Source organism: Microvirga sp. TS319 (assembly GCF_041276405.1).
GTDB lineage: Bacteria > Pseudomonadota > Alphaproteobacteria > Rhizobiales > Beijerinckiaceae > Microvirga.
In genome coordinates this window covers 2,081,239-2,099,639 of the sequence record NZ_JBGGGT010000002.1, presented here as the reverse complement: position 1 = coordinate 2,099,639, position 18,401 = coordinate 2,081,239, and the positions used below count along the sequence as shown (strand labels likewise).

The window sequence follows — 18,401 nt, the reverse complement described above, 5'->3', positions numbered from 1 at the left end:
CGTCCCTCAACGGGGCTTTTTGTTGTCATGGTGTACTCGGCATCAGCCGTTTAAACGCGACCTCTACTATCCACGCCATACCTGGAGCTGCGCCGCCGAGAAGGCGCGTAGCGCATCTGCAATCAGGGCTGGCGTGGGCTCCGGATGCGCGAACTTCAGTTCAAATGCTTCGATTGTTGTCGCGCCTGCCCAATGCCCCTTTTCGCCGGGCACACGCCGCCAATGCGTGAAGCCTGCCCTTTTGGCAAGTCGCCGCTCGGCCTTGCTCCTTACCGCGACGCCCACATGCGGAGCACTTCGGGCCACGTGACGGGCAAGCGCGAGACTATGCCCTTTGCCGCGATATCCCGGCACGGTCCAGATGAACCGTAGGCGGCGCGCAAGTCCCGGCAACGGAAGGCTGCAAATGGCGATTGAGATCGGACCATCATCGTCGGTCATAGCGAAGATTGGGCAGTTCGATGTTGCTATTGCTATAGCCGTTAGCATCGAACCTTCCGGCTGGATTTCATTGGTACAGCAAAGTGCGAAGGTCACACGCTCGATATTGTTGGTGATGGTGCGGATCGGGGGGAATTTCGTCATTCTTTCGACTTGCTCTCTTAAGGCTCAAGCAGCGGAGCGCTCGGCCGCAGCATCAATGAAGGTGCGGAGGTCTTCAGGTCGCACGAATGTCCGCGCGCCGATCTTGACCGCCTTGAGCTTTCCCGACTTGAACAGTGAGAAGATTGTTGTTCTGCCGAGGCCAGTGGCGGCCATGACTTCATCGACGCTCAGAAGAAACTTGTTTTCCATTTGCTCAGCCTTTCGTCTTGGAGGAAGCTGAGCCACGCTAGGGACCGAATGGTTGTTTTCACCACTCGCCTGAAAATGCACGGTTTCGAGGGAGTTCGTGGCAGTCTAAGCGTGAACATGATCCGCGAATTTTGTAACGCTATCGGTGGACTTGGACACGATATACGCGGCCCAATCCCGCATAAGCGAACGCCTCTTCTCTAGTGCATCGCCACGCCGGTAAGCGCGCTCAGTTGCGTCCCCAACGACGTGGGCCAGAGCCGCTTCGGCAATCTCGCGAGGATAGTGGGTTTCCTCGGCGGCCCAGTCTCTAAAAGCAGAGCGAAAGCCGTGAGCTGTGAATTGTCCGAGCTTCATACGGCGCAGAAGCATGGCGAAGGCCATATTGCTTAACGGGCGTTCGCGCTTGTGCCCCGGAAACACGTAATCGGAGACGCGGTTCTCTGCTAACGTTCTCACTATGGCGAGCGCTTCTTCAGAGAGCGGAACACGATGCGCCCTTCCTGCCTTCATCCGCTCGGCGGGTACTGTCCATAGAGCAGCATCAAGATCAAATTCGTCCCATCTGGCATAGAGCACCTCGCCAGAGCGCGCTGCAGTTAGGATTAAGAAGCGAAGGCCCAGAGCTGCAACTGCGTTACGACTTGCGAGATCGGACATGAACGCCTGCACTTTATCGTATGGCATAGCAGAATGATGGCCGCGCTGGAGCTTCTGGCGTTTTGCCAGCAGAGTGTCGAGATGGCCGCGCCAGCGCGCCGGGTTTTCCCCTGCCCTGTGTCCCTTAGCTTTGGCGGCATCAAGAACACGCTCGATGCGCCCACGGATACGAGAGGCAGTCTCCTGCCTTGTTTGCCAGAGTGGCTTCAGAACCTCCAAAACATCGTCAGTGCAAACTTCGTTGATCGGCTTTTTGCGCATCGCTCGGCAGTACGTGTCGCCTAGTGTGGTTTTCCACTGTGCCCTATGCTTCTCATTACGGAAGCCATCCTGGATTTCATCAACCAGATCGTCTGCGAATTTCCCGAATGTCGGAATTTCCTCCGGTTCCCGCATGGACATCGGATCGCGACCAGCAGCGAGGGCTTCACGAGCAGAAGCCGCCTTGGCACGTGCATCAGCCAGCGTGACGTAGTTATAGGTTCGGCCCCGCTCGGGTTTGGTTGGCAGGAATGGACCAAGACCCATTTCCTTCTGTCGGCCACCGAACTTGTAGAAAAACACCCATGCCCGAGAGCCATTCGGGCGCACCTTCAAGTAGAGACCGCCTCCGTCGCTATGCCGCCCCGGCTTTGTCAGCGCTTCGACCGTCCGCGCGGTCAGCTTGTGCAGTTGCCTCGCCATTGCCGCCCCTTCGCCAATTGGTCCTAGTTTCGGTCCTATCTTTTATCATGGCTTGAGGTGAACTACAATGAACGCGCTCAACCGTGTTTGCGGCTAAAGCGCTCTATATAAAGGATTAAAGCTAGCAATGGCGAACATTAATGAACACGCTCGGACGATAGTTCTACGGACACCCCCTCCGCCACTTTGCCCTCTAGCTTTATTGTAAATAGAAGCGAATCCGCTCCATTGGCGGGCTTACGCCACATTCCAGCCCATGTTCTTTTTGCGTTTGATCTGGCACAAACTGCGGAGCGCAGCGAAGTCCACATGCAGAGCTGGGCTCGACCATTTCTCATTCCGAATCGAGCCTTCCCTAGGTGTTTTTGTTCGAGTCCTGAAAACAGAGGCAAGCGGTCTCGCGTTGGAAGCGAAACAGAAGGACGCCTGCGTCAGGTAAGCGACAGGAGCTGGAAACGCGGCTGAGGTCTGCGTCCGCGCAAGTCGCGGTCCTCATCCATTTTGCAAAGTGCTGTCTCTTTGCTCAGGAGCTAGCCCTCATAGGCGGAGAAGCCTAGGCTCCTCGATGGTCGAACCTCGACGAGCCTTCTTTTTCCTTCTGAACTTCCGCTCATGTTACGTGAGCTGACGTTGGATTTTAGTCCGCTGCGTGCCATTACGAGACACTCCGGGTTCACAGGTGGAATTTCTCCAAAAGCCTGTTCATAGACCCTGCCTCGTCTCTGTCGGCGCAGCCCCAGGAACTGGACGAGCCTTCCTCAAAATCCAGCAGAATTATTCCCTTTTGAGATCACGTCAGGCACTGGCGCTTTGATCGAGCAAACCAGCCCGGTTGAGGCAAATTCAATCTTTGCCTCGCCATGGAGATCCCCGGCAAGACTCCGCTCGATCAGCCGTGTGCCAAAGCCCCTACGGGCCGGAGGACGCACAAGCGGCCCACCACTCTCCTGCCAGCGCAGATGGAGCTGAGCCGGACTGTTCGTCGTATCCAAGCTCCAGTGGATCTCCACCGTCCCGGCCTCGTTGGAGAGCGCCCCATACTTCACCGCATTCGTCGCCAGCTCCTGGAGCGCCATGGCAACCGCCAGCGCCATCGAGGGCGGCAGGCGGAGCTGAGGCCCGGCAAACTTGATCCGGCACTGGCTATGGGCCCGAAACGGCTCCATGGCCTCCGACACGATCTGGTGCAGGCTCGCCGCCTCCCAGTTCTCCCGGGTTAGCACGTCATGCGCCCTTGAAAGAGCGATCAACCGGCTGGAAAGAGCGGTTTGCGCCTCCTCCGGGGACGGCGCATTACGCAAGGTCTGGAAGATGATCGACTGCACGGTCGCGAGGGTGTTCTTCACCCGGTGATTCAGCTCGTTGATCAGGAGCCGCTGGTGCTCCTCGGCGCGCTTGCGTTCGGTGATATCGCGTGCCACACGGATGCCATAGAGTGGCTGGCCATTCACATCGTCCACCCGGGAGGCGGACAGCTCGATCCAGATGTAGTGTCCATCCTTGTGGACATAGCGCTTCTCCAGCGTGTAGGCGTCGATCTCGCCTGCCATCTGCCGGCGGAACTGATCGCGATCAGGCTCCCTGTCCTCGGGATGGGTGATGTCGGTGAAGGTGCGCTCCAGCAACTCGTTCCGGCTATAGCCGGTAATAGTGCTCAACTGCTCGTTCACGCGCAGAAAGCGCCCGCTGGTATCCACCTCGGCAATGCTGGTGAAGGCATGCTCATAGGTTGAGCGCAGGCGCTGCTCACTCTCCCGCTGGGCCGCTTCCGCCCGCTTGCGGAGGGTGATGTCGCGCAGGTAGGCCGTAAACCGGGGTTTATTCCCACTGCTGATTGGGCTGATCGCCAGCTCGACCGGGAATGCGGAACTATCAGCACGGAGGGCCTCCAGCTCGATGCGCCGGTTCAGCACAGGCCCCTCGCCCGTGGCAAGGTAATGCGCCATGCCCCGACGGTGCCTCTCCCGGTACTCCGGCGGAATGATCAGGTCGGCCAAGTCCCGGCCAAGGACCGCCTTGCGGGTAAAGCCGAAGGTCCGCTCCGCGGCAGAGTTCCATTCGATGACCCGGCCTTCCTCATCGATGGAGACAATGCAGTCGAGAGCCGCGTCGAGGATGGAGCCCTTGAGGGCCTCGCTCTCACGCAGCTCCTCCTGGGCATTCCTGTAGCCGGTGACGTCAACGGACACGGCCAGGATGCTGGCGACCTCGCCGGAGCCATCGCGAATGGGACTGACGGCATTGCGCACCCAAACCACCGAGCCGTCGGGACGCAGATAGCGTTTCTCGATCTCGAATGCTTCACCCGTTTCCAGGGCGCGATGGAACAGGTCCATGTTGTGCGGAAGGTCGTCCGGGTGGGTGAGGTCCTGCATGCGGCACTGGAGCAGCTCATCGCGGCAACGGCCCAGGATGGCACAGTATTGGTCGTTCACGCGCACGATGCGGCCCGCCAAGTCGGTCTGGGCCATCCCTGCCGCCGCCTGGGCGATGAGGGCCTCCACCTGCTGCGCACTCCCGGTCAGGGCCGAATCGGTCGTGCCGGAGTGCTGAGGTCTGGGCCGACCGCCGTAGAAGCCCCGCAGGGCTGCGCGCACGACCTCGCTGGCACTCTGGTATTGGCCAGAAGCCACATCTTCGCCGATGAGGCGCAGGAGCTCAGGGGTCAGGGAAACGTTCAGGGTGGATCGGGGGGGCATAGACGGAAGCAGCGGGAGAACAGGAGCACTCATATAAGGCTGTGGCAAAGAATGTCACTACGGCAGGCCGACAAAGGAAGCAAAGGTGCAGCGCTCGCCGTTGCTGATGGCATGCTGGCAGCTTTGGCAGAGCGCGGTTGATCGAGCCTGATCTGGTGAGCGAGATCGCAAGGCTAGCCAAGAAAAACTGAGGATCATGTCGGGTGATCTCAACGCGGCCCTCCTGGGTTGGTTAGCATCAAGGGCCTGAACAGCCTTGAAATGCATGACCTCGGCCCCTTCTCGGAAGGTGGAGCAGGAGCATGTCGCCTAGGCAACTAGGCGCCTGTTGATCAAGGCCCCCGAATAGAGTTTCAAGGCGCAGCGCCACCGGGCAGCCGTGGTCGAGGATCAGGTATTTGCCGTAAGGCTGGGGAACCAGTTTGGATGGCCAGGAAGGTGAATGAGACGCATTGAAGGCGCGTCCCCCGTCCTGTGCCCCTCCTGAGATAACTCAACCCTGCGCAATTCCTGGCGCGACCGGAGGTGTTGCCAAGCTCTTGTCAAGGCCGAGGCTGAACCATAGTTATGCGCCGAATTTGGTCATCGAGTACCCGCCTCCATGTCGTCGATGCGAACCATCCCCTCCAGCGAAATGCTGGCCGCGACCGATCTCGGCTTTCTAGGCGACAGCGAGATGGGCCAGCTCACCCGAAGCTATGATTGGTCGCGCACGTCGCTCGGGCCGATCTCGGCTTGGCCGCAGAGCCTGAAGACCACGGTCGGGATCCTCCTACGCTCGCCGGTGCCCATTGTACTGCTCTGGGGATCCGACGGTGTCATGATCTACAATGATGCCTATTCGGGCTTTGCAGGCGGTCGTCACCCGCTCCTGTTCGGCTCGAAAGTGCGTGAGGGCTGGCCCGAGGTCGCCGACTTCAACGACAACGTGATGAAGGTCGGCCTCGGCGGTGGCACCCTGTCGTACCGGGACCAGGAACTCACGCTCTACCGCAAGGGTGCTCCCGAACAGGTCTGGATGAACCTGGATTACAGCCCAGTTCTGGACGAGAGCGGTCGACCGGCGGGCGTGCTCGCCGTCGTGGTGGAGACCACCGAACGTATCCTCGCCGAGCGGGCGCTTGCGAAAACCGAGGAGCGCCTGTCCTATGCGCTGAATGCGGCGGGCATGGTGGGCATCTACGACTGGCATATCCAGACCGACACCTTCTACTCGGACGCACGCTTCGCGGCGATGTTTTCGGTCGATCCTGACAAGGGTGAGATAGGTGCTCCGATTGCCGAGTACTTCGGGGGGATCCACCCCGACGATCGGGGGCGGATCGGGGAGGCGGTCAACCAGACGATCGCAACCGGCAGCAAGTACGCGCAGGAGTACCGCCTGCTTCAGCCGGATGGCACCATCCGCTGGATCGATGCGCGTGGCGAGTGCCTGTACGATGATGACGGTAAGCCGTGGCGCTTTATCGGCACCGTGGTTGACATCACTGAGCGCAAACGTATTGAGGAGCAGCTTGCCGAAACCTCGCGCCGGCTCGACGCGATCCTGAACAACACCCAGATGGCGGTGTTCATGATGGATGACCGCCAGCAATGCGTCTACATGAACAAGGCAGCCGAGGACCTGACCGGTTACACATTCGCTGAAACTCGCAGACGCCCTCTTCACGACGTCATCCATCACACCCGTCCCGACGGCACGCCCTATCCCCAGTGTGACTGCCCCATCGACCGAGCTCTCCCCAAAAACAACCAGGAGCAAGGCGAAGAGGTTTTCGTCCACAAGGATGGGAGCTTCTACCCTGTGGCCTTCACCGCCAGCCCCATCCGGGACGAAGCGGGGCGGCCCATCGGGACTGTGATCGAGGCACGTAACATTGAGGAGGAGCTGCGGGCCAGGGCGGCGCTCGAGGCGTTCAACGCCACCCTGGAACAGCGCGTGACGGATGCCATCGCCGAACGGGAAAAGGTCGAATCCCTGCTGCGCAACTCACAGAAGATGGAGGCGCTGGGCCAGCTCACCGGCGGCGTGGCGCACGACTTCAACAACCTGCTCCAGGTGATCAGCGGCAATCTGCAGCTCCTGACCAAGGATCTCGCAGGCAACGCCCGCGCCGAAGCGCGGGTCCAGAACGCGCTCGCCGGCGTGTCGCGCGGCTCCAAGCTCGCCGCCCAACTCCTGGCCTTCGGCCGGCGCCAGCCGCTGGAGCCCAAGGTCGTCAATGTCGGTCGCTTCATCAAGGGCATGGACGACATGCTGCGCCGGGCGCTGGGCGAGGAGATCGACATCGAGACGGTGGTCTCAGGGGGATTGTGGAACACCCAGGTCGATCCGGGGCAGATCGAGAATGCCATCCTGAACCTGGCGATCAATGCCCGGGACGCCATGGGCGGCCGCGGACGCCTGACCATCGAGGCCGGCAACGCCCTGCTCGACGATCGCTATGCCCTGCAGCACGACGTGGGGGCCGGCCAGTACGTGCTGCTGGCGGTGACCGATACCGGCAGCGGCATTGCGCCCGAAATCCTGGACCGGGTGTTCGATCCCTTCTTCAGCACCAAGCCGGAAGGAAAAGGCACCGGCCTGGGCCTGTCGATGGTCTACGGCTTCGTCAAGCAGTCCGGCGGGCACATCAAGCTCTACAGCGAGGTCGGCCAGGGCACGACCGTGAAGATCTATCTGCCAAGGGTGCATGGCCAGGAGGATGTGCTCACCGATCTTCGCACCGTGCCGGTCCAGGGCGGAACCGAGACCATTCTCGTGGTGGAAGACGACGACGAGGTCCGCGAGACCGCCGTCGCGCTCCTGTCGGATCTCGGCTACCGCGTGCTCAAGGCGCGCGACGCGACAAGCGCCCTGAACGTGATCGAGAGCGGGCTCGACATCGATCTCCTGTTCACGGACGTGGTCATGCCGGGACCGTTGCGCAGCCCGGAGCTGGCCCGCAAGGCACGGCTGCGCCTGCCGCACATCGCGGTGCTGTTCACCTCAGGGTACACCGAGAACGCGATCGTGCACGGCGGCCGCCTCGATCCCGGCGTGGAACTCCTGCCGAAGCCGTATTCGCGGGAGGATCTCGCCCGCAAGATCCGGCATGTCCTGGCCAACCAGCAGCAGCGCAACCGCGCCGCATCTGCGCCTGCCGCCCACACAGAGGCGGCAGCGATGAAGGTCTCGAACGTCGCGCATTGGACGGTCCTGCTGGTCGAGGACGACGAGCTGATCCGGAGCAGCACGGCCGAGATGCTGGCAGGACTCGGCCATACGGTTCTGGAGGCCGAGGATGCGGCATCGGCCCTCACGCTCCTCGAAGCCAGGTCCATCAACCTCCTGGTTGCCGATGTCGGCCTTCCCGATCTCTCCGGCGCCGAACTGGCGCGGCGCGCCATGAGGATCCGGCCTGGCCTGGGCATCGTCTTCGCGACCGGGGACGAGTCCGTATCGACCGAGCCGGATCTGGCGAGCGCGGTTCTCTTGGTCAAGCCCTACGCCGAGGAGGAATTGGCGCAGGCCCTGGCTTCCGCCGTCGCGCGATCGAAGCTGGATGCGGCGGAGTGATCCGCAGCAATCGATCGGCCTACAGCATCGGACACGGGAAGTGGATTTGCACTTCCCGTGTCCGATGCTTCCTCCTTGAATGAGAGCATCGTTCGGGCGGACCCGAAGGGCCGCGTCAGTGAATACCGGATCCACTTTTCGCTCGCGCGGCCCGCTGGGTCCGCACGATGCTCGAGCCGGCCGTTCCCGGACGGCCATGGCCGCGGAATCGTCTGTACCTCTCGTTGGATCGACAGGGAGGAGCCCTCATCGAGCATCCGGCGCACTTTGGTGGCTAGTTCGGCATAGGTGAAGGGCTTTCCGATCAGGTTCGTCCCCGGGTCGAGTCGGCCATGGTGGACAATGGCATTGGCCGTGTAGCCGGTCGTGTAGAGAACCGGGAGACCAGGCTTGCGTCGAGTGACTTCGTCCGCGAGCACACGTCCGTTCACCCCGCCGGTCAGAACGACATCGGTGAACAGCAACGCGATCTCAGGATGCTGATCCACGGCAGCCAGTGCTTCCTTCCCGTCAGCAGCCTCAAGCACACGATACCCGAGGTCGCGCAGCGCCTCGACCGCATACGCCCGCAAGGCCGACCCGTCCTCCACGACCAGAATGGTCTCCCCGGAGCCCCGCACCATCTTAGGCCTGTTGACGGGCATCTCGACCGGTCTGTCCTCCGCACCGGTCAGGCGAGGCAGGTCAATCTTGATCGTCGTGCCCTCGCCCAGCTCGCTGTAGATCCTCACATGGCCATTGGACTGCCGGACAAAGCCGTAGACCTGGCTCAAGCCGAGGCCCGTGCCCTTGCCCGCCTCCTTGGTGGTGAAGAACGGCTCAAACACCCTCTCCATGGTGGCCTTGTCCATCCCGGTGCCGGTGTCGGAGAGCAACACCTGCACATACTGGCCGGACCAGTCGGTCAAACCGTTCCGGCTCGTGGATGGCGGCCAGAGCCCCAATCATGGCGCTGACCGAATGGCCCACGAAGATCACATTCTTCAGGTCCAGCTCGCGGCAGATCGCCGGCACGTCTTCGGAATATCCGTTCAACGAGCCGTACCTGACGGAATCGAAGGCAGCCGCATCGGACTGCCCGTGGCCGACATGATCGAAGAGAATGATCTTGTAGCGGTCCTCGAAGGCAGGGGTGATGAACCGCCACACGTTCTGGTCGCAGCCATAGCCATGGGCGAGGAGCATAGGCTTCTTCCCGCGGCCGATGACCTTGACATGATGGCGTGTAAGAACGGCAGACATGGGCGCTCCGTGCAATCGAGCACTGATGGGTAGAGCCGCTCGCGTTGGTGAGCGTACGAGCGTTGCAGTTCAGGCGATCTATCCAAGCACCCCTGCTCCCGTTTCAACGACAAGGGTTTTCGTCAAATGTCCGCTGCCGTTACGAGGGGAGCATCGACCGTGCAGACAACCCCTGTCGGAGTGAACGTGATCTCAGCCGTGCCATTCAACTCGCTCGCCAAGCTGCGCTCGATCAGGCGCGTGCCGAAGCCACGGCGACGGGGCGCCTGAACCGGCGGCCCGCCCTCCTCCCGCCAGACCAAGTGTAGGCGCGGGGAGCCATTCCCAGTGACCTTCCACGTGATGTGGACTGTCCCGGTGGCGTTGGAGAGGGCTCCGTACTTGACCGCATTGGTCGCCAGTTCCTGCAACGCCATGGCGATGGCCAGCGCCATGCGCGGGGCGACCCTGACATGCGGCCCTTGCATATTCACTCGATTCTCCTGCTCGTGGCGGTAGGGCGCCATCGCCTCGCGGACGATGTCCCGCAGGTTCGCGCTCTCCCAGTTCTCACGGGTGAGCACGTCGTGAGCCCGGGACAGGGCGAAGAGGCGTGCCTCCAAGGCGAAACGTGCGTCCTCCATGGTGCCGGCATTGCGCAGCGTCTGGGAGGCAATCGACTGCACCGTCGCGAGCGTGTTCTTCACCCGGTGATTCAGCTCGTTGATCAGAAGCACCTGATGCTCCTCCCAGCGCTTGCGATCGGTAATGTCCTGATGAATGCCGACCACTCGTTGTGGGGTGCCGGACCTGTCACGATGCACGACTGCCTGTGAGCTGACCCAGCGTTCCCGGCCATCCTTTCCCAGAACCCGGAACTCCGCCCGATAGAGCGCCCTGCCCTCCAGCGCCTCCCGAAACACTGCATTGACCCGGCCGCTGTCCTCAGGATGAATCACGGCCTGCCACGCCTCGCGCTCGAGAAGTTCGTCGGCGGGCACCCCGAAAATCTCGGCCGAGCGGGGCGATAGCAGGCGGCGCTTGGAGCCGATATCCAGCTCCCAACTGCCGAGTCTGCCGGCTTCCAGGGCGAGAAGAAGCCTCTCCTCGCTCTCCCGCAACTCCTCTTGCGCCCGGCGCCGCACCTCCAGCTCGTGCTGAGCCTCCCGGCTCTTCTGGTCAGCGGCCAAGCGCGCCTTGATCTGAGCCTGGAGCACGCCGGAAACCACGAAGGTCGCGATCAAGCCGCCCGCGAAATAGAGCGGAATGAGGGTCCGGGTCGAGCTCTGTTCCAGTTGCGGACTGCTGAGGTACGCGATCGTCCACGGGCGACCCGCGACGTCGAGCGTGCGGGTGTCGGTGTAACGGGCAGACCGTTCGCCTTGACCATCATCGGCTTGGCGTGAGCCCGACCGGTGCAGAAGGTTCTGGGGAGTCGGCGGCCCGTCGTAGACCCGCAGTTCCAATCCGGGATTGCGCCCGCCGTGGAGGAGCGCCGTGAAGAGGTCGTCCGCCCGGAAGGGGCTGTAGACGAACCCGGTCAGCCCGTCCTGTCGCTCCGACGACGTCTTGGGCGTGGCGCCTCCGCGATACACCGGCACATAGATCAGGAACCCGGCCTGCTTCGCCTCATCGATCTCCTGGACCAGCTCGACCCTTCCGCTTGCGGCCGGCTGACCCGTGTCCCGGGCGCGCTCCATGGCTTCCCTGCGAACCGGCTCGGAGAACATGTCGTAGCCGAGGGCTGCCTCGTTGCGGCGATCCTGGGGCTCCAGGTAGATGATGCCATGGAACTCCGGGCGGGGATGATCGGGCCAGATCCTGAACGACGGACTGCCCTGCTGGCGTTGTGCCGCAACAAAGGCCTCGTGCTCATCAGGCTTCACGCGAGCGGTGTACCCGATGCCCTGGATGCCCGGGTAATCATTGCTCAGGCGCAGCCCAGCCGCAAAGGCCTGGAACGCTTCCCTGTCAACGTCGAGATGGTTGGCGTTGAACAGACCCACGCCCGCTCGCAGCAGAGTAACGTAAGTATCGAGACGGTCCCGGATCGCATCCTGGGCCTGATCCACCCGGCGCTCGAAGCTGAGGCGATCGCGTGCGTCGACGATGGTCCACAGGCTCGCCGCCACGAGCACCGACGCCGTCAGCCCACCGAGCAGGGTCGCAAGAGGAATGAACATTCGCCTGCGGCGTGGCTGTTGGAGCATCAGCAGTCCAAAGTGGTCACGGGTTGGCCCAAGAGCAGGAAAGGATCCGCTCCAGTATCCGGCATAAGCATATGGATTGGGGAGCTATTGATATAGATGGCTGCGTCCGCCGTGAAAAGTGCAACACTTTGGTTCACATCTCACATAATGCACATTCACAGCCTACCAGAATGGCGAAGGTCCGTTTCGGAACGATCATGTTGAAAAGTCCGGAATGGGGCCGAGGTATAGTCAGTCATTGCCTAGCCTGGCTGGAGCCTTGAACTCAGGAGTGCCCGATCCCGTCATTTCCGTCGGCCCTTGCGAAGACGGTCCCGAAGGCATGTCCGGTATCGCAGATAGCTATTGGCTTCGACTATGGCGGCAGCGTTGCGGTGATCCGGACGTGAAGCCCCTCTGGCGCAAAGGTCGTCTCGACCTCGCCGCCCAACTGCTGGCCGAGGGCCCGCTGCAACAGCACCGTGCCAAAGCCCTGCCGCGTCGGCTCGTCGACGGATGGTCCGCCCTGCTCCTGCCAGTCCAAGGTCAGCCTGCGCCCGCCGGTCCGCTCCTCGAGGCTCCAGGTCACCTCAACGCGGCCGCTGGGCAGCGAGAACGCACCGTACTTGGCCGCATTGGTGGTCAGCTCATGGATGCCCATCCCGAACGCCACCGCAAACTCGGCCCGCAGCCTAACGTCCGGCCCGCCGAGCCTCACCCGATGCCCGGTGCCGTCGTCGTAAGGCACCAGCTCGGCGTTTAGGATGTCCCGGATCGAGGCTCCGCCCCGCTCCTTTTCGATCAGCAGCGTGTGGGTTTTCGCCAGCGAGGTGATGCGTTCCGTTACAGCCTGCTGGAACTCGGTAATGGTCTGAGCACGCCGCGCCGTCGAGGCGATCACCGCCTGAACCGTCGCCAAGGCGTTCTTGACCCGGTGATGGAGCTCGCGGTTGACCAGAAGCAGTTGCTCCTCCAGCCGCCTTCGCTCGGTGATGTCGCGGGCGATCTTCGAGGCACCGATGATCCGGCCCTGCTGGTTCCGAACGGGGGAGATCGTCAGCGAGATCTCGACCAGACTGCCGTCCTTGCGGCGGCGAACGGTCTCGTAGTGATCGACGCGCTCCCCGCGGCGGATGCGCTCGAGAATTCCGGGCTCCTCGTCCTGGCGGTCCTCGGGGATCAGGATGGTGATCGGCTGTCCGATCACCTCCTCGGCCCGGTAGCCGAACAATCGTTCCGCACCCCGGTTCCAGCTTGTGATGATTCCGTCGAGATTCTTGCTGATGATGGCATCGTCCGACGACTCGATGATCGCGGCAAGCCGCCACTCGGCCTCCTCCGCCTGCTTGCGGGTGCTGATATCGACGGCGAACTCGACGATGGTGCCGTCGCCCAGGTCTCGGCCGGCGAACAGCATCCAGGAGCGGCTACCATCCTTGCACAGGTACTCCTTCTCATACGGACCGATGCGCCCCGTCGCAGCCAGCCCCTCCATCTGCGCCTCGCTGGCAGCGATCCACTCGGGCGGGGTCATCCGACGCCAGTCGAGACGGCCGCTTTCGACCTCCTCCCGCGACCAGCCGGTCATCTTGAGGAACACCTCATTTGCGTCGATGAGCGTGCCCTCGTTGTTGAAGAACAGCACGCCCACGGCATCGGTCTCCAGCACTCGCCGCAGCCGCTCCTCGCTCGTGTGCAGCGCCCCCGCTGCTTCATCGCGCTGGCGCTGGGCTACGTGCCGGGCCGTGGTCTCGAGCAGGGTGACGAGCACGCCGGCAATGGCGCCGTGTTCATCCCGCAGCGGGCTGTACGATAGCGTGAACCAGACGTCTTCCAGAACGCCGCTGCGGGCCAATGGATAAAGGGCGTCGTCGAAGGCGACCGTCTCGCCGAGCCGGACACGCTCGTAGATCGGCTCGTTGATGTGCCAGACCTCGGGCCAGCAGTCGCGGGTGGGCTGGCCCAGTCCGGCCGGATGCTTGAGGCCCATGATCCGGGCATAGCCATCGTTGTAGACCTGGATGAGCTGGGGCCCCCAGAGGATGATCATGGGGAAGCCGTTCGGGAGGATCAGGTCGACCGCGCTCTTGAGGCTCTGCGGCCACGTCTCCAGCGGTCCGAGCGGCGTTGCCGCCCAGCCGTGGGTCCGGATGCGCTCGGCCATCTCGCCCGTGCCGGTGGGCCAATCCCCCGAGAGGGCGGAGGCGAGGCTCGCGGTGAAGGTCTCGTCCATGGGATGGCTCCGTGTTCCGGAAATAAAGAGTCCTCTGCTAAGATTGCAAGGAAGGAGTCCTACGCCATTGGTCCGCTGCCCGCTAGTCCGATGCGAAATCTAATATCGGCGGATGAAGGTCGCCTTCGGGTCTTGGTTGTGTCAAAGCGCTTTGACAGAAGTCGGGTAGCGGCTCGTCACGCTCCAAAGCCCTTCAACATGATCGGTGAGTGCGAGTTGGCTGATCCTCGCCGGATTAAGGCTCCAATCGCATCTGAGCGAGGTTCCGGCGGGCGACGGGCGTGATGACACGAGCAAAGCCCCTGCCCTATGTCCCGAGGGCGGCCATCAGCGGCTGGATCCCCAGGATGTTCAGCACCCGGGTGAGATTGTAGGCCGGCACGTGCAGGGCCATTTCGCCCCTCACCTTCGGCGGCCGCTTCGGCAGGAAGTGGGTGGCGCCCATCCGCAGCTCGATCGTGCCGAACGGATGCTCGACCACCTCCCGCCACTGGCGCATCGCTCCCGGGTTCAGCTCGAGCCTGCGCTGCACCGCCTCCAGCACATTCTCATGCTCCCAGCGCGTGATGCGCCGCTGCAGAGCTGTGGGGAATTCGCGTCAACTATGCCGGTCTTTCGCGGCATGGAGACCGGCACCAGATGGAATTCTGGATGACGGCCCTGGTTCGAATCTGCCGCCGTCTGACGGACCGCGATATTGCTGCCGCACGGGCGGGCTCGCGTGGATGAGGTCGCGCGATTCCTCGGCATGAGCCGGCGGATGTTAAAGGTTTGTCCGTCCTGATTCCGCAGACGGCGGCCCCACCTTCGTACGATCGGGCAGGAAGCCCTGGGAGAGCGCGTGATAGATCGGCTCGGTACCGATGAAGCGCGACGCGCCGTAGCCAAGGAGCGCCGTTGCCATCAGCGGGATCGCCATGGCGTGATTGTCGGTCATCTCCATCACGATCACGAAAGAGGTGATCGGAGCCTGCACCACACCGGCGAAATAGCCGACCATGCCAAGCAGCACCAGCGTGCCCACCGGCACGCCGGGCAGCAGAGCCGAGAGGTTCGCCCCGATGCCGGCCCCGACCGCGAGCGAGGGTGCAAAGATCCCGCCCGGAATGCCGCTGATCGAGGACAGGATCGTCGCGGCCATCTTGAGAAGCCCGAAGCTGGCCGGAACATCGGAGGCTCCTGCCAGCAACTGCCGCGCCTCATGATAACCCGTGCCGTAGATGGTGTTGCCGGAGAAAAGGCCCAAAAGCGCGATGACCAACCCGCAGGAGGCGGCAAACGCCACCGGATAGCCCTTGGCGAGAGATTGGAAGCGTCCCTTGCCGCGGGCGGCCGCGACCACGATGCGGCTGAACACGCCGCCCAGCAGCCCACCGCCGAAACCGCAGAGGGGAACCGCCAGCCACTCCTTGAACGAGGTGATCGTCGCGCTGCTGTGGCCGAAATAGGTGTAGTTTCCGAGCAGGGCCAGGGACGCCATACCGGCGATGATCACGGTGGTCAGGACGAGACCGCTGGTCTTCTGCTCGAACGAGCGGCTCATCTCTTCGATCGCGAACACGATCCCGGCCAGTGGCGTGTTGAAGGCGGCCGCCACGCCGGCGGCGCTGCCGGCCAGGATCACCCCCTGGTAGTGCCGGCCCGACGCTCGGCCAGCCGCATGGAGAATGGAGGCCCCGACCTGAACCGTCGGCCCTTCGCGCCCGACCGATGCCCCGCAGGCGAGGCCGAACAGGGTGAGGAGCACCTTGCCGAAGGCGATGCGGACGGAGACGAGCCGCTGCCGAGCCGCATCGTCCGTGAGGTGCCGGGCAGCGATGGTCTGCGGAATGCCGCTGCCCTGCGAGCCCGGAAAGAAACGCCGGGCCAGAGCGACGGAAAGGGCGAAGCCGGCGGGAGTGAGCAGGAGCGGCCAGTAAGGCGAGGCCGCGACCGCCTGTCGGAACCCCGCCTGCGCCTCGTCTGCCAGCATGGCGAACAGGGCCGCGATGAGCCCGACCAATGCGCCACCGCTCCAGAACACCAAACGGCTCCGCCAATGCGGCAGGGAGCGCCATGCGCGGAAGCGGCGAGGGAAATGCATTGCCACGACAAACCTCAGTGCAAAACGGATATGGCCCGATCAAACCTATAAGGGCCAGGAGTGTTGAAGACCGGGGGCGCCAGACTGACGGCACTGCCTGCCCTCGTCCGCCGACCGGCCACATGATCGCAGACTTCCTATAGCGTCATGGCAACAATGCCTCCAGCATCGAACGTGAAATCGAATCCACGTCCAATGCTGGAGGTCTATGGTCTTGAGCGTCTCTTCACGCAAGCCCGGTTCCCACTTCCCGCGTTCGATGGTCCAGCCCATCGTGCGGACCCAGCGGGCCGTGCTAGCGAAAAGTGGACCCGGCTTTCGCTGACGCGGCCCTCCGGGTCCGCTCAAACGATGCGCGATCTAACGCGATCTAAGAAGGGAGCATCGGATGCAATCCCGAAAGTGGAATCTACTTCCCGCGTCCGATGCTCCAGCGCCTCAGCGGAACTGGATCCGGACGGCGTCCGCCCCGGCTGCCAGCATCAGGCCCTCGCGCTTCGTGCGCAGCCGCAGGATGACGCCCTTGTCGTTCTGAAGCCAGAGACGGCCGTCTCCCTGGTTCGCCAGAGCCCAGCCAAGACGGACTTGCCCGTAGACACCCTCCAGGTCCGAGACGCGGGCGAGCTGGTAGACCTCGCCGGTCGCCTGGATCTTCGAGGCGCCGATGCCGCCGATGCCGAGGCCGTTGATCCCGAAGCGGTAGGACCGCCCGCGATAAGAAAGAGTTCCGCCGCCGAGGGCCGCGCTGCCGATGAAGGCGAGTTGTGCCTGCTCGATGGAAACCCGGCCCACGGGCCGCGGCGCGGACGTCGTCTGCGCGCTGCCTTGCGATGCCATCATCGCCATCATCGCGGCGCTCAGGCAAGTCAGCCAGATCCTTCCGCCGGTTTTCTTCAGTCTCCGCATCCATGCCTCCTCGAACAGCCGTGGGGTGCAAGGGTGCTGCCAGCCGAATGGGGCTGTCCTGACGGCCGGATCGTGAACTCCCCTTGCGCTTCCATCCACTCTAGCTTGGTCGGCAGATCAGGCTTGACCGTCGGAGACGATCTCTTGACAGTTTCGGACAGCGGCGCCGCCTGTTCGTTCAAGGGTTGATCCGGGCAGGAATGATGGGGAGGTTTCGCTCCTATGAGTTCGTGCAGGGATGTCGACGAAAGTGGCGTGCCCGTTGCAGGGGCGGGCGACGCAATCGAGCGGCGTCATTGGAGAATGGGCTTTGTGGGGCGAGGTGTCCGATCGTCGCAGGTTGCCGAGAATGGGATTCTGAACACCAGCTCGTCTGCAGCGTTCACGACCTCGATGATGTAGCCGCGCGGATGCCGGCCATGGGCCGCCAACACAGCCTTGACGTCCCGGGCCGCATCGAACGCCTCACGATAGGCCGTCTCCACGTCAGGAAAGTCGAGCCCAAGCTCGTCGCGGCTCAATTCATGGCGAGCCCCTCTGACATGAAAGTAGAAGCGAGGCACGACACTCCTCCATTTGAGCGGTGTGCCGGATACGCCCATCCTGACCCGAGTTCGGGCCGCCTGCTTGTCCGCTTGAGACAATCGCTTGGCGTTTCGTGACCCAGGGCTTCCGAGGCCGCTTATATCGCATCGGCCCTACCGGCGGTTGAATCCAGGTCACGGACTCGTCCGTGTCCGAAACTGCCAACGAGAAGTCTCAAACCGTCAAGTGGGCCGTGATTCATTTGCGTAGATTGACGCTTATCGAAACCGGCAGGAGATCGAGATGCGGAAGGGAATAATCGGCGTCGCGGCGGCCTTGTTCATCATTGGCGCGCCCGTGGCTCACGCACAGCAAGCCACCTCCGGCTCAGACGCATCACCCGACGACGAAGGGCTGAGCCAGGCCGACTTCAAGATGCTGACCGACATTCGGGTCGGCGCGATCAAGGCCGCACTGCAACTCACCCCAGAGCAGGAAAAGCTCTGGCCCGCCGTGGAAGATGCGATCCGCGCCAGGGCCGAGACCCGCTATCGCAGGTTGGCGGCGCTCGGGGAGCACATGGACCAAGAGCAAGACGTCGACCCGGTGCAGCTCTACCGCCAGCGCGCCGACGTCCTGACGGAACGTGCGGCAGGACTCAAGAAGCTCGCCGATGCCTGGCAGCCGCTTTACCAGAGCCTCACCCCCGCGCAGAAGACCCGGCTGCGAGTCGTGACGGCGTATGCGATCGAAGGGCTCCGGCATGCGATGGAAAACCGCCGCACGGAGATGGAGGACGAGGATGACGCCGATTCTTCGGAGCTCCCATATTAGGTTCCTGCGCCTG

The 18,401-nt window shown here is 62.9% G+C and carries 13 protein-coding genes and 1 pseudogene; 2 read left to right on the top strand and 12 right to left on the bottom strand.

Annotated elements, in window-relative coordinates; genetic code table 11:
- Positions 1-66 precede the first annotated feature (66 nt).
- The 4 genes from AB8841_RS19235 to AB8841_RS19220 all read right to left on the bottom strand — a co-directional run bounded on the left by AB8841_RS19235 (position 67) and on the right by AB8841_RS19220 (position 4,838).
- Positions 67-585 carry a GNAT family N-acetyltransferase gene (locus tag AB8841_RS19235; protein WP_370437411.1) on the bottom strand — a complete coding sequence of 173 codons (519 nt, stop codon included), beginning with the start codon at positions 583-585 and terminating at the stop codon, positions 67-69.
- A gap of 24 nt (positions 586-609) precedes the next feature.
- The gene (locus AB8841_RS19230; protein ID WP_370437410.1) at positions 610-831 is read right to left on the bottom strand and encodes a helix-turn-helix domain-containing protein; all 222 of its coding nucleotides are present in this window, start codon (positions 829-831) and stop codon (positions 610-612) included.
- 69 nt (positions 832-900) lie between these two features.
- Complete coding sequence (locus AB8841_RS19225; RefSeq protein WP_370437409.1) at positions 901-2,139, bottom strand: tyrosine-type recombinase/integrase; 1,239 nt, start codon at positions 2,137-2,139, stop codon at positions 901-903.
- 758 nt (positions 2,140-2,897) lie between these two features.
- A complete protein-coding gene (locus AB8841_RS19220; RefSeq protein WP_370437408.1) occupies positions 2,898-4,838 on the bottom strand; it encodes a PAS domain S-box protein in 1,941 nt (646 codons plus the stop codon).
- Positions 4,839-5,439: 601 nt separating this feature from the next.
- Between AB8841_RS19220 and AB8841_RS19215 the strand changes: the two genes are divergently transcribed.
- Positions 5,440-8,397 (top strand): PAS domain S-box protein, encoded by a 2,958-nt coding sequence (locus tag AB8841_RS19215; RefSeq protein ID WP_370437407.1) that lies wholly within the window; start codon positions 5,440-5,442, stop codon positions 8,395-8,397.
- Here the strand turns inward: AB8841_RS19215 and AB8841_RS19210 are convergent.
- From AB8841_RS19210 to AB8841_RS19175, 8 genes and pseudogenes are all read right to left on the bottom strand, one after another.
- A complete protein-coding gene (locus AB8841_RS19210) occupies positions 8,325-9,305 on the bottom strand; it encodes an ATP-binding protein (protein WP_370437406.1) in 981 nt (326 codons plus the stop codon). The two genes, AB8841_RS19215 and AB8841_RS19210, sit on opposite strands and share 73 nt — an antisense overlap.
- Positions 9,217-9,639, bottom strand: a complete 423-nt coding sequence (locus AB8841_RS19205) for an alpha/beta fold hydrolase (protein WP_370437405.1) — start codon at positions 9,637-9,639, stop codon at positions 9,217-9,219. The genes AB8841_RS19210 and AB8841_RS19205 overlap by 89 nt, the downstream gene beginning before the upstream one ends.
- Positions 9,640-9,761: 122 nt before the next feature.
- Entirely contained in the window at positions 9,762-11,801 is a 2,040-nt protein-coding gene (locus tag AB8841_RS19200; RefSeq protein ID WP_370437404.1) for a CHASE domain-containing protein, read from the bottom strand.
- 382 nt (positions 11,802-12,183) lie between these two features.
- Positions 12,184-14,040: a PAS domain S-box protein gene (locus tag AB8841_RS19195; protein ID WP_370437403.1), complete on the bottom strand. Its 1,857-nt coding sequence runs from the start codon at positions 14,038-14,040 to the stop codon at positions 12,184-12,186.
- A 307-nt stretch (positions 14,041-14,347) separates the two neighbouring features.
- Positions 14,348-14,623, bottom strand: a pseudogene (locus AB8841_RS19190) (IS5/IS1182 family transposase); the annotation flags it as partial.
- Positions 14,624-14,803: 180 nt separating this feature from the next.
- Positions 14,804-16,123, bottom strand: a complete 1,320-nt coding sequence (locus AB8841_RS19185) for a chloride channel protein (protein WP_370439318.1) — start codon at positions 16,121-16,123, stop codon at positions 14,804-14,806.
- 438 nt (positions 16,124-16,561) lie between these two features.
- The gene (locus tag AB8841_RS19180; RefSeq protein WP_370437402.1) at positions 16,562-17,029 is read right to left on the bottom strand and encodes a hypothetical protein; all 468 of its coding nucleotides are present in this window, start codon (positions 17,027-17,029) and stop codon (positions 16,562-16,564) included.
- A 293-nt stretch (positions 17,030-17,322) separates the two neighbouring features.
- Positions 17,323-17,592 (bottom strand): hypothetical protein, encoded by a 270-nt coding sequence (locus tag AB8841_RS19175; protein ID WP_370437401.1) that lies wholly within the window; start codon positions 17,590-17,592, stop codon positions 17,323-17,325.
- A 265-nt stretch (positions 17,593-17,857) separates the two neighbouring features.
- Here AB8841_RS19175 and AB8841_RS19170 point away from each other — a divergent pair, with 265 nt between their 5' ends.
- Entirely contained in the window at positions 17,858-18,388 is a 531-nt protein-coding gene (locus AB8841_RS19170; RefSeq protein WP_370437400.1) for a Spy/CpxP family protein refolding chaperone, read from the top strand.
- Positions 18,389-18,401 lie beyond the last annotated feature (13 nt).